Genomic DNA, 12,496 nt, shown 5'->3' with positions numbered 1-12,496 from the left:
CATCCGTCAGCACAGCACAGGGGGTGCGCGTCATGACAGCAGCCAGTGAATTTCCGAGCGATCTGGAGATCGCCTCAGCGGCGACAATCCGACCGCTCACCGAGATCGCCAACGACGCGGGCATCCCGCAGGAGTTCATGGAGCTGTACGGGCACGGCGTGGCCAAGGTCCAGCTGGAGGCTGCCGAAGCCATGGCCGACCGACCCCGGGGGCGCTACGTGGTGGTCACTGCCATCACGCCGACGCCTCTTGGCGAGGGCAAGACAACGACGACCGTGGGGCTCGGGCAGGCTTTCGCCCATATTGGCCGCACTGCGACGATTGCCATCCGCCAGCCGTCGATGGGCCCGACGTTCGGCATCAAGGGAGGCGCAGCCGGCGGCGGCTACAGCCAGGTCGTGCCGATGGACCTGTTCAACCTGCACCTCACCGGCGACATGCACGCCGTGACTGCCGCGCACAACCTCTGTGCGGCAATGCTGGATGCGCACCTGTATCACGGCAGCGAGCCGAGCCTCGATATTCACAACATCACCTGGCGGCGTGTGCTCGACGTCAACGACCGGGCGCTGCGCAACATCACGATCGGGCTCGGCGGGCGCCTCGACGGCATCCCCCGCGAGTCCGGCTTCGACATCACCGCTGCGTCCGAAGTGATGGCGACCCTGGCGTTGTGCACGTCGATGGAGGATCTGCGGGCTCGGCTCGGCCGCATCGTGCTGGGCTATACCGGCGCGGGCGAACCGGTCACCGCCGAGGACATCGGCGCTGCCGGCTCGATGGCGGTGCTGCTGCGAGAGGCCATCAAGCCGAACCTGATGCAGACCCTCGAAGGCACACCGGCGCTCGTGCACACGGGGCCCTTCGGAAACATCGCCACGGGAAACTCCTCGATCGTGGCCGATCGCATCGGCATCCACACGTCCGATTTCTTGCTGACCGAGGCCGGATTCGGCGCCGACATGGGCGCTGAGCGCTTCTTCAACATCAAGTGCCGGTATTCGGGCGTGTCCCCCGATGCCGCCGTCATCGTCGCAACCGTGCGGGGTCTCAAGGCACACTCGGGCAACCATCGCATCGCGGCGGGACGACCCCTGCCCGCGGCCTTGCTCGAGGCAAACCCCGACGAAGTCCACGCCGGTGGCGACAACCTGCGCAAGCAGCTGCAGAACGTGCGGATGCACGGGGTGTCACCGGTGGTGGCCATCAACGAGTTCCCCGGCGATCACGGGGTTGATCTCGACGCCATCGCGGAGATCGCATCCGAGTACGGCGCCCGCTCGGCGCGCTGCACCCATTTTGCGAACGGCGGGGCAGGTGCAGCCGAGCTCGCCACCGCAGTGGCCGAAGCCGCAGAAGAGCCGACGGACTTTGCGGTTCTCTATCCCGACGACATTCCGCTGCGGGACAAGATCCACGCCGTCGCGACCAACGTGTACGGCGCCGACAACGTGAGCTACACCGCCCGGGCAAACCGTGAGCTCGACAGCTACGAGCGCAACGGCTTCGGCAATCTGCCCGTGTGCATCGCCAAGACGCACCTGTCGATCTCGTCGGATGCGTCGCTGAAAGGTGCGCCGACGGGCTGGACGCTGCCGGTGCGCGAGGTGCGTGCGTCGGTGGGCGCCGGCTTCGTGTACCCGATCTGCGGCGACATGCGCACCATGCCCGGCTTGGGTCGTGACCCGGCCGCACGCCACATCGACCTCGACGCCGACGGTGAGATCGTCGGCCTGAGCTGAGCCGGAGCGACTCCGATGGTCATAATGTTCACCACCGTGCGCGCCTGTCGCGCAGCCGCGGCCGCACGCATGTCCGCGGCCGCACGTGTGCAGTCGGGGCGGCGCGGGACCCCGACGTCGGCAAGCACCAGCGATGCGCTCCGTCGGCTCCTCAGCGAAGCCCAGTGGGAGTTGATCCCGCTCAAGAACCTCACCGAGCAACTTCCGCACTTGCCTGCGAATGCTCCGGTTTCCGTGACCGCATCAGCGTCCAAGACGCTCGAGGACACGCTGGATCTCACAGCGCAGCTGTGCACGCTCGGACATCGGCCGGTCCCCCACATCGCCGCTCGCATGGTCCGCAGCCGGGGGCATCTCGAAGAGATGTTGGGGCGCCTGGCCGACTTAGGCCTGAACGAGATCTTTCTTGTGGGAGGCGATGTGATGTCGCCCGCTGGCCCGTTCGACAGCGCTGTCGCGCTGCTCGAAACACTGGTCGATGTCGATCACTCACTGACCCATATCGGTGTCACTGCGTACCCCGAAGGTCATGCGCTCATCGCAGACGATGTGCTGCATGACGCGCTCCACACAAAGCAGGCGATCCTACGAAGTGCGGGCATCGAGGGGCACGCGTCCACGCAGATGTGCTTCCACGGGCGCTCGATCACCGACTGGCTGGCTGCTGAGCGCCAAAGCGGTTTAATGCTGCCGGTCCATCTCGGCATCCCTGGCGCCGTCGAACCAGCACGTCTGGTGCGCATCGGCACTCGCCTCGGCATCGGCGCCTCCCTGCGATACCTGCGGAAGAACCGTGGTGCTGTCGCACGGCTGCTGCGGCCCGGCGGCTATGACCCCAGCGCATTGCTCAACAAGCTCGCTGCGGAAGCCGACCGGCTCAACATCGCTGGCCTGCATGTCTTCACGTTCAACGCCATCGAATCCACGATGGCCTGGCGAGACGCCGCAATCAGCCAGCTGCGCTAGCTCCGCCACATCGTAGGCCCGCACCGCCGTGCTCGGGCGCAGGGTCGCAAGGGGCGGGCCGCGGGCTGATCGGAGATGGCCAGATGCAGCGCAGCCGCGACGATTCCCAGGGCCGCGGCGAGCCACCACCACAGGTCATATGAACCTGTCGCCTCACGCAGCACTCCCGCTCCGTAGGACCCGGCAAAGGCGCCAATCTGGTGACAGAGGAAGACGAACCCGAACAGCGTCCCGGCGTTGCGCACGCCGAACTGGCCCAGGACGATCCCGGACGTCAGCGGGACACTGGCCAGCCAGACGAGGCCGACCACAGCGCCGAAGCCCAATGCCACCAGCGGCGTGGCCGGCAGCACCAGCAAGCCCACGAACGCCACGGCCCGGCCCATATAGATGATGCTGAGCAGACGGCTCTTGTCGATTCGTGAACCGAGAACCCCCGCAGCAAAGGCCCCCACGATGTTGAACAAGCCAATGAAGGCCCACGACAGCGTGGCGATCCGTGCGCTGTGGCCCGCATCGGTGAGGGACTTGGGCAGGTGGACACCGATGAAGGTGACATGGAAGCCGCAGACGAAGAACGCTGCGTTGAGCATCACGTAGTCACGATGGCGCGCAGCACGCGTCAGCACAGATCGCAGCGGCTCGTCGTGGTCCGCAGTCTCGGCAGTCGCTGCGTCGGGCGCGGTGTCCGTGCCGGACCCACCCGGTAGGCCAGCGGGCGGCGTGCGCAGGGGTCGCAGCACCACAACGATCGAGACGGCAACCAGCGCCAGCAACGCCAGCGCCGTGCGCCACCCGAGCGAGCCGATCAGCACGCCCGTGAGGGGCACCAGAACGAAATGACCGAAGGATCCGAACGCCGTAGCGATCCCGAGCGCAAAGGTGCGTCGCTGCGGATCCACCAGCTTTCCCATCGCTGCGAGCACGACGGCGAACGAGGCCGCAGACATACCCAGACCCGTCACGAACCCGCCGCCGAAGTACAGGCTCGCCGGGCCCGACGCCGTCGCCATGACCAGCAACCCGGCGGCATAGATCACGGCCCCGACGAACAGGACCCGAACAGCGCCGAACCGATCAGCAATCGCGCCGGCGATGGGCTGGCCCAGACCCCAGATCAGATTCTGCAGGGCCACGGTCAGCCCGACCGTGTCGATACCCACCCCCAAGGAGGCATCGATCTCGTCGGGAAACAGCCCCATCGTGGCCCGCACACCGAGCGTCACGGCAGTGACGATGCTTCCGGCCACGAGCACGGGCACCATCGAGCTCCGCGGTGTCGGGGTGTGCACCGGCTCAGGCTAAGAGTCAAAGCGGAGGTGAACGACGCTGAGATCTGGCCTCAGCAGGGTTTGATGAGGCGCAGTCCGTAGATGGCTTCCATCGCGTTGAGCTCAGCCAGCACCTTTTGGGAGGGACGGCGTGATACTCGGATCGTCGCCACGGCTGCATGGTGCTTCGGCCCTGCCAGGATCTCGTTGCGCATCTGCAACACGTTGATCCCGCTCGCTCGCAACGTCATCAGGATTCCCGCAAGCACACCGACCTGATCACGGTGGCGTACCACGATGGTGCTGCGACCCAAGGGCCGCTCGGCACGATTCACGCAGTTCAGCACTTCGCCGGTCGAGAACGCCTCCAGGACTTCCACGACACCGTCGGCAATGTCCTCTAAGGCTTGAGTCGTCGAGGCTCCGATGTGGTGCGTGCCGGTCACGCTTGGATGCGACGCCAGCGGCGAGCGCCAGTTCGGCTCGGCCTCGGGAGGCTCTCCCTGGAAGACGTCGAGCCCTGCCCGCATGCCTCGCTCGTCGAGTGCTCGCAGCAACGCACTCTCGTCCACGATCTCGCCGCGGGACGTGTTGAGCAGGATCGCACCGTCGGGCATCTTCGCCAGGAACTCTGCGTCCACGAGGCCGCACGTCTCGGGGTTGGCAGGCAGGTGCAGCGAGACGATGTCGGCCTCTGCCAACAGGGCGTCCCAGTCGGGAGCGATCTCGATCTCAAGCCGCTTCATCTCGGCGAGCAGCTCGGCTGAACGGTCTGAGCGATACAGCGCCGCTACCTCGATGCCGAACGCAGCGGCTCGGCGGGTGACTTCGATGCCAATGTTGCCCATGCCCACGACGGCCATCCGCCGACCCTTCAGACCCGAGGCGCCCATGTACTGGGATTTGTTCCAGCGCCCCTCGTGCAGGTCCGAGGTGGCGTCGGGGATCTGGCGGTCGACCGACAGCAGCAAGCCCATCGTCAGCTCGGCAACGGCCACAGCGTTGCGACCCGGTACGTTGCAGATATACACGCCGTACTTGCTGGCCCCGTCACAGTCGATGGTGTCAGTTCCGGCGCCGGCGCGCAGCACCATGGCGAGCCGATCGGCGGCCTTGAACACTTTGCGCTTCACCTCGGTGCTGCGCACGACCAGGACTTCGACGCCTCCGATGTGCTCGGCAAGGTCGTCGGCGGTCAGCTCGGGCTTGACGATGCACTCGTGGCCCGCAGCTTCGAGCCGGCCAAGGCGTCCGGTATCGATCTTGTCAGCAAAGAGAATGCGCATCGGCGTCACCGCTCGGACAGGGCATGCCGTCACTGCGCCCGCCGCCGCAGTTGCTGGGACATGTACCTGCATGTTCAGCCAGTGTGCCAAACGCGCGACCCTGCGCGTTGACACTCGTGTTTCCCGCTCTTGTTCCCCATCCTCATGCGATTGGGCCCACGGGCCATTCGGGCCTGCGACTCCCGCTCAGCGCGAGGCGAAGTCGTCTTCGATGTAGGCGCGAATGATGTCGTCGTAGCTCTGGTCGGGTGCGAAGCCCAGGTCCAGAACCCGCCGAGTGTCGAATCGCTCGGGCCACCCGGAGACGATCTGCACGATGGCCGGGTCGGGTGCTTCGGCGATCAGTGCTTCGGCATCAGGCCCAGCGACGCGAGTGAGGGCTTCGATCTGTTCGCCGACTGTTACCGAGACCCCGGCCATGGTGAGGTTGCGGCGTGCTCCCAATGCCGCGCTGTCGAGTTCCCCAGCATGGACCATGTACTCGATTGCCGTGCGAGGGCTGGCGTGGCTGTGGCGTACCTCCCTGGAAACGGGCAGCACCGCCTGTGTTCCAGCCAGCGGTTCACGGATGATGCCGCTGAAGAAGCCAGATGCAGCGGCATTGGGGGGACCGGGGCGAACGCTGATGGTGGGAAGTCGTATGCCGATGCCATCGAAGAAACCACGGCGGCTGTAGTCGGCGAGGAGTGCTTCGGCGACCATTTTCTGCGTGCCATAGGAGGTGAGCGGCGTCAGGTGGAATTCATCGGGGATCGGATCGGGAAAGGGCGCACCGAAGACCGCTATTGACGACGTGAACACGACCCGTGGGGTCCCCTCGGCGAAACGCAGAGCATCGAACAGCGCTCGGGCACCGTCGATGTTGACAAGCATTCCCTTGTCGAAATTGGCCTCAGCTTCACCCGATACGACGCCGGCAAGGTGGAAGATCACCTCGGGCATCGGCTTGAGCAGCTCGGTGGCGACCCCAGGCTCGCAGAGGTCGGCGCTGTGCAGATGGCGCCCTCGATCGGCCCCTCAACGATGTCGACGAGATCGATCCGCCCGATAGGCCTCGCACGTAATACGCCAACGTCCATCAGTCGCTTGGTCAACTTGCGGCCAAGCATCCCTGCGGCCCCGGTGATCAGCACGTGCATCCGGCGAACCTAACTTGAGATTTCTCCCAGACGCCTCCATCGGTACCGGGCTGTGGCGTGCTACAGCAGCTGTCCCACATCAAGAATGAGCAGGATCGCCAGCAGCACGATGATTCCGACGTTGAGCACGCTGACCGGCCATTTCCACCGGTGATCGGAGTGCCAATGCCGCTTGATGCTGGCAATGTTCGCCCACAGTGCGACGAGCGCGATGGGAATGCCCACAGCGGGTCCGACGCCCGGCGCAAGTCCGATGAACGGCGCGACGAACGGGAGGAGCACGTAGGTGAGCGTGCAGCGGATTGCGGAGATCAGAATCGAGAACCGAAGCGACTGGGCGCTGGCCTCATCGAGTGCCGACGTCTGCGCTGCGGCCGTGTCGCTCACAGCGGACCATTCTCGCAGCCCGTCTCGCTGGCACCACCCAGGTAGCAGCCACCGCCGGCTGTCGGGGCGCCGCCGGGCCGCTGGCAGGCGGCTGGCGAAGCGCTCACTACCATCATCGGCAATCCACGGACTCAGGGGGAATCATGGCCGGTGCACTTGACGGAATTCGAGTTCTGGACCTGTCCACACTGGTGCAGGGTCCCCAGGCGGCCGAGATGCTGCACGACCTCGGCGCCGAGGTGATCAAAATCGAGCTGCCGGGCATCGGCGACGTGGGCCGCCATGTGGACATGCTGGAGGACTTCGGCCATACCTCGGTGTTCATCGCCTGCAACCGTGGCAAGCGTTCAGTGACGCTGGATCTGCGCATCGGGGCGGGTCGGGAGGCGTTCTTGCGCCTGGTCGAGACCTCCGACGTGGTGCTGTCGAACTTCAAGCCGGGCACGCTCGATGAGTGGGGCCTGAGCTACGAGGAGCTCGCCGAAGTGAACCCCGGGATCATCTGGGCGGCGGGCAGTTTCTTGGGCCCCGTCGGGCCCGACGCCTTGCGCGAGGGCGCCGACATTGCAGGGCAGGCCTCTGGGGGCGTGATTGCGTCCAGCGGGTATGACGGCGGCCCGCTGTCCACGTATGGCTCGCTGGTGGCTGACCATTGCGGCTCGCAGAACCTCCAGACGGGGGTGATTGCAGCGCTGTTCGCCCGTGAACGCACGGGCCGGGGTCAGCGAGTCGACGTCAGCCTGCTGGGCGGGCAGATCTGGCTCCAGGCGGTCGAGTACACCCACCTGCTGCTGACAGGCAACGAAGCAGGCCGTTCGAACGGCGGGCATCCCCTGGTGCACGCGCTGTACGGCATCTTCCCCACCGCCGACGGCTACTTGGCCATGGCGGGCTGCCCCGAGCACTTGTGGCCAGGCATGTGCAGGGCCATCGAGCGGCCCGACATGGTGGACCATCCGACGTTCAATGCCTACTTCGTCAGCCCGGAAGTGTCTGCGGAGATGCGGGCGTTCTTCATCGAGGTGTTCGGGACGCGGACCACCGAGGAATGGTCAAAGCGGCTCGAGGCAGAGGAACAGCGGTTCTGCGCGGTGCGCTCGCATTCCGAAGTTGTGGCCAGCGAGCAGCCCTATGCCAACGGCTACCTGGCCAAGGCCGACCACGACGAATGGGGCGAACAGACCTGGGTGGGGTGCCCGATCACGATGAGCGACACGCCGACGCGGTTCAGCAACCAAGTGCCTGAGCTTGGCCAGCACACCGAGGAAGTGCTGCTCGAGCTTGGCGTCGAATGGGACGACCTGGAGCGGTGGCGCGAGGCGGGGGCCTGGTAGCTGCGTCAGGCACGGCTGAGGCACGGCTGAGTCGCCGGGCTCAGCCGCCGGGGTCGATCCCGAGGCTCAGCTGCAGAGTTCGCCGTCGGCAACCACGGGGCGGCCGGCCAGCACGGTGTGGCGCACTTTGCCGGTGAGTTCGCGACCCGCCCATGGCGTGTTGCGACTGCGTGACTGCAGCTCGTCAGCGTGGACCGTCCAGTGCTGGGCGGGATCGAACACTGCGAGGTTGGCGGGCATCCCCGCTTCGACGCGGTGACCGTGCTCGGCAATACCGGCAATGCGTGCCGGCGCCATCGAGACCACCTCGACAAAACGGGCGGGCGACATTGCGCCCGCTTCCACCATCTCTGACCAGATCACCGATGCCATCGTCTCCACGCCGGTCATGCCCGCAGCGGCATCGCGCAGCGAGGTGTCCTTCAGCGAGGGGTGGTGCGGCGCGTGATCAGTCGCGACCGCGTCGAGGGTGCCGTCGCAGATTCCGAGGCGCAAGGCTTCTACGTCGCTGCGCAGGCGCAGTGGGGGGTTCATCTTGCCGGTCGTGCCGAGTCGCTCGATGTCGTCCTCGGTAAGCACGAGATGCTGTGGCGTCACCTCCGCTGTCGCATTGAGGCCGTTTCGCTTCGCAATCGAGACTCGGGCCATCGCAGCAGACGTGGACAGGTGCAAGACGTGGTACCGACCCCCGGTCGTGGCTGCGAGTGCCAGATCACGCGCCACGATGCTCTCCTCGGCCGCCGCCGGACGGCCGGCGAGACCCAGGCGCTGCGCGACCGCACCGTCGTTGATGACCCCGCCCGCAACCATCGACGGGTCCTCGGCGTGCTGGCTGACCACGGAGCCCGGCAGGCCGACGGTGGCGGCGAGCGCCATCTCCATGAGGGCGTCGTCGGCCACGCAATCGCCGTCGTCGGTAAACACCCGAACACCGGCGGCATGCAGCGCCGCCATATCGGTAAGCCGCTCGCCTTGTCGGCCCAGCGTGATCGCGGCGGAGGTCCGCACGTCGCACGGGGCTCCGGTGGCAAGCGAGAGCACTTCGCGGACCATGTCGGGGCTGTCGATGGTCGGATTCGTGTTCGGCATCATCACGCAAGCCGTGACGCCGCCCATCGCCGCTCCGGCCGCACCCGATGCGATGTCCTCGCTCTCGGTGCCGCCCGGCGTGCGGAAGTGCACCTGAATATCGACAAACCCAGGCATCACCAATGCGCCGGTGGCATCGAGCGTGCGGCGAGCGGGGCCAGCGTCGCCGGCGGGCATGACGGCGACGATCTGCCCATCTTCGATGACGACGTCGACAGGGTCCACGGTGAGCGGCTTCGCTGCGTCTGTGAGCCTGCCACCCGTGATCACGAGATCCGCTGCCATCGCTTCACCCTAAGCAACGCATCACGGCGTCGGGCGAACGTCTTGGTCGTGCTGCGGGCAGCGCTCTCTGACTCGGAGGGCACGAGCCGGTACGGTTTCGGCCATGACGCTTGCGAAAGCTCCCCCGGTCGCCGTCAGCGCTGTCTCGGACCGCCGCAGGGCCGACTACGAGGCGAATGGCTACTTGTGCCTGCCTGAGTTCGTCGGCCCCGAATGGCTGGCTGAGCTGCGCGCCGTGACGGCGGAGTTCATCGAGGCCAGCCGGGCTGAGACCACCTCGGGCAAGGTGTTCGATCTGGAGCCCACGCACACGGCCGACGCACCGAGGCTGCGCCGTCTCATCTCACCTGTGGACCAGCACCCGACGTACGCCCGCTTCACCTTCGAAGGTCCACCGGCGCAACTGGCCTCTGCGCTGCTCGGCGGCCCCGTCCGGTACCACCACTCCAAGCTCAACTTCAAATGGTCCGAAGGCGGTGAAGAGGTCAAGTGGCACCAGGACATCCAATTCTGGCCGCACACCGATTTCACGCCGCTGACGATCGGTGTGTATCTCTCCGACGTCGATCCGGAAATGTCGCCGATGGGCGTGCTGCCGGGCAGCCATCTGGGGTCGCTGTATGACCTGTATGGGTCCGACGGAAACTGGGCCGGGGCGATGAGCGACGACGACGCTGCCGGGCTCGACCTCGACGCTATGGAATATCTCGGCGGACCGGCGGGTTCGGTCACGGTTCACAACTGCTGCATGGTGCATGGCTCGATGCCGAACAACTCGCCCCGGCCCCGGCCCCTGCTGCTGCAGACGTACTCGGCGCTGGGGTCGTATCCGATTGCGAATTGCGGTGTGAACGGTGTCACCGGCCCCAACGGCGGGCGGATCTGCGGCGGGGAGGAGGCCACTCAGAAGCTCACGATCGAGGGACGGGCGATGCATGTCGCCCCCGACTGGTCACGCAAGGGTCCGCCCACCATCTTCGGCTCCCAGCAAAAGGACGGCTGAGTCGCTCCAGGGCCGGATGCGCCGTCGCCGAGAGGTTCGCCCAGCCATGAGTGACGACCGTCAGCACGTGCTGCCCACCTTCGCCGAAGCTCTTGACGCAGTTCTGCGGCGCGAGATCCGTGACTGCGACGGGCTGGTTGACGCCGAACGGCTCAGCGGCGGGGCGAGCATGGAGACGTATCGGCTTCGGTGTCGCCGTGTTTCGGACCCGGGCGGTGTCTTCGAGATCTGCCTACGGCGGGGGCCTGACGGCATGGACCGCGAGGGCGACAACGTCACCGGCGTCGAAGCCGAGGCGCTGTGCATGAGCACGGCTCGTCTGGCGGGCGTGCCTGAGCCTGAGCTGCTGTACGTGCTGGTTCCGGGAGACGGCGTCGGTGCGGGCTTCATCATGGAATGGCTGGATGGGGTCACGCTCGGTGCTCGCATCACTCGGGCCGCCGAGCTTGAGGGGGTGCGGTCGCAGTTGGCGTTTCAGTGCGGGCAGGAGATGGCGCGCATTCATCGGATCGATGTGGGTTCGACCGGCTTGGGCGATGTGCTGCGGCGCGCCCAGCCCAGCGAATATCTCAACGAGACCTGGGATCGCTACCGGGAGCTATCGACGCCGCAGCCGATGATCGACTACGCCGCCCGCTGGCTGGCCACCCAACTCGACGGGCAGGATCGGGTCGAGCTGACGCTCGTGCACAATGATTTCCGCAACGGCAACGTGATGGTGGACGCCGACGCGGGGCTCGTCGCGGTGCTGGACTGGGAGACGGCCCACATCGGCGACCCGATGCGAGATCTCGGCTGGATGTGCACCAATTCGTGGCGCTTCGGGCAGCGGCACCTGCCCGTGGGCGGATTCGGGCACTACGACGACCTGTTCGCCGGCTACGAGAATGTCGCCGGGGTGCCGGTCGACCCCGACCGGGTGCAGTACTGGGAGGTGTTCGGGTCGTTCTGGTGGGCGGTGGGATGCCTGGGGATGGCCGATCGGTACCGCCAAGGATCCGACGCCACAGTCGAGCGCCCGGCGATCGGCCGCCGCAGTTCTGAATGCCAGCTCGACTGTGCGCATCTCATCATTCCGGGGCCGGTCAAGTTCTTGCCTGCGGTGCATTCGCTGGGGCTGCTTGCGTCTGATTTCGGGCGCCGAGCTGCGGAGGTGTCAGCACTTGGGGGAAGTACGACCAGCGCGGAGGCGAATGCTGCGGCCGGGGACATGCCCCGTGTCGACGAGATCCTCGAGAGTGTTCGAGATTTCCTGCATGGGGAGGTGCGGCAGGCCACCGACGGCCGAACGAGCTTCTTGGCGCTCGTGGCGGGCAACTCCATCGACATTGCGCTGCGTGAGCGGCTGATTGGCCCGCAACTGCATCGCTACGAACTGGACCAGCTTGTAGCCCTGCTGGACGATGGGAGCCTGCGGTCCAGCGAGAGTCTTCCCGGCGATGGCCATGTCGCCGACGCCGACATCACCGAGCAGCTCACGGCCCTGCGCTGGAAACTCGTGCATCAACTGCGAGACGGGTCCATGGCGCTCGACACCTCAGGCCTCGCGGACTACCTGCGCACCTCAGTGGCCCACCAGGTGGCGATCGACCAGCCGAGATACTCCGCCTTTCGCCACATCGCCAGCTCTTAGCCATCCGAACCACCGGGCCACACTGATTGCATTAAGTGCATTGACTACAATGATTGCAAGGCACAATCTCCAGGTAAAAGGAATCGACTTGCAAAGGGAATGAAGACGGGTTCGTGGCCAGCATCACAGTGCGAAATCTTGACGATGGGCTGAAGCGCCGTCGAACTGCTCACCTACGACGATCCGCTCCGCGAGCCATAGCCACTCGGTAACAAGCACATCGACCCCCGAGCGCCGCATCGTGTGTCATAGCTGTCACCAATAGTGCTTCGGTATCTGTGACCCAACATGGAAGCCGGCATCCTCAACGCCCACCGTGTGCATGCCGCTCGACAGAGCTTGCTCGACAGCGGGGCATTCA

Annotated in this window: 9 protein-coding genes and 1 pseudogene; 5 read left to right on the top strand and 5 right to left on the bottom strand. The window is 66.1% G+C overall.

Annotated elements, in window-relative coordinates; all coding sequences use genetic code 11:
* Positions 1–32 precede the first annotated feature (32 nt).
* Both ACQY5K_RS01795 and ACQY5K_RS01790 read left to right on the top strand, forming a co-directional pair.
* The gene (locus ACQY5K_RS01795; RefSeq protein ID WP_428119527.1) at positions 33–1,742 is read left to right on the top strand and encodes a formate--tetrahydrofolate ligase; all 1,710 of its coding nucleotides are present in this window, start codon (positions 33–35) and stop codon (positions 1,740–1,742) included.
* A 24-nt stretch (positions 1,743–1,766) separates the two neighbouring features.
* Positions 1,767–2,708: a methylenetetrahydrofolate reductase gene (locus ACQY5K_RS01790; protein ID WP_428119525.1), complete on the top strand. Its 942-nt coding sequence runs from the start codon at positions 1,767–1,769 to the stop codon at positions 2,706–2,708.
* Here the strand turns inward: ACQY5K_RS01790 and ACQY5K_RS01785 are convergent.
* From ACQY5K_RS01785 to ACQY5K_RS01770, 4 genes and pseudogenes are all read right to left on the bottom strand, one after another.
* A complete protein-coding gene (locus tag ACQY5K_RS01785) occupies positions 2,705–4,000 on the bottom strand; it encodes an MFS transporter (RefSeq protein ID WP_428119523.1) in 1,296 nt (431 codons plus the stop codon). The two genes, ACQY5K_RS01790 and ACQY5K_RS01785, sit on opposite strands and share 4 nt — an antisense overlap.
* A gap of 50 nt (positions 4,001–4,050) precedes the next feature.
* Entirely contained in the window at positions 4,051–5,337 is a 1,287-nt protein-coding gene (locus ACQY5K_RS01780; protein WP_428119521.1) for an NAD(P)-dependent oxidoreductase, read from the bottom strand.
* A 114-nt stretch (positions 5,338–5,451) separates the two neighbouring features.
* Positions 5,452–6,404 (bottom strand): annotated as a pseudogene (denD, locus tag ACQY5K_RS01775) (D-erythronate dehydrogenase).
* Positions 6,405–6,464: 60 nt separating this feature from the next.
* Positions 6,465–6,791 carry a hypothetical protein gene (locus ACQY5K_RS01770; RefSeq protein ID WP_428119519.1) on the bottom strand — a complete coding sequence of 109 codons (327 nt, stop codon included), beginning with the start codon at positions 6,789–6,791 and terminating at the stop codon, positions 6,465–6,467.
* Positions 6,792–6,934: 143 nt separating this feature from the next.
* Between ACQY5K_RS01770 and ACQY5K_RS01765 the strand changes: the two genes are divergently transcribed.
* On the top strand, positions 6,935–8,125 hold the full coding sequence (locus tag ACQY5K_RS01765) for a CaiB/BaiF CoA transferase family protein (RefSeq protein WP_428119517.1): 1,191 nt from the start codon (positions 6,935–6,937) through the stop codon (positions 8,123–8,125).
* A gap of 66 nt (positions 8,126–8,191) precedes the next feature.
* Here ACQY5K_RS01765 and ACQY5K_RS01760 read toward each other — a convergent pair whose 3' ends face one another.
* Positions 8,192–9,499: a dihydroorotase gene (locus ACQY5K_RS01760; protein ID WP_428119515.1), complete on the bottom strand. Its 1,308-nt coding sequence runs from the start codon at positions 9,497–9,499 to the stop codon at positions 8,192–8,194.
* Positions 9,500–9,602: 103 nt separating this feature from the next.
* On the opposite strand from ACQY5K_RS01760, the gene ACQY5K_RS01755 reads away from it, so the two are divergent.
* Together ACQY5K_RS01755 and ACQY5K_RS01750 are read left to right on the top strand one after the other, a co-directional pair.
* Positions 9,603–10,502, top strand: a complete 900-nt coding sequence (locus ACQY5K_RS01755) for a phytanoyl-CoA dioxygenase family protein (RefSeq protein ID WP_428119513.1) — start codon at positions 9,603–9,605, stop codon at positions 10,500–10,502.
* A gap of 46 nt (positions 10,503–10,548) precedes the next feature.
* Positions 10,549–12,135: a phosphotransferase family protein gene (locus tag ACQY5K_RS01750; protein WP_428119511.1), complete on the top strand. Its 1,587-nt coding sequence runs from the start codon at positions 10,549–10,551 to the stop codon at positions 12,133–12,135.
* Positions 12,136–12,496: the final 361 nt, after the last annotated feature.

The sequence above is a fragment of the Candidatus Poriferisodalis sp. genome, assembly GCF_965262965.1.
Taxonomy (GTDB): Bacteria; Actinomycetota; Acidimicrobiia; order Acidimicrobiales; family Poriferisodalaceae; genus Poriferisodalis.
This window is presented reverse-complemented; position numbering and strand designations above follow the sequence as displayed.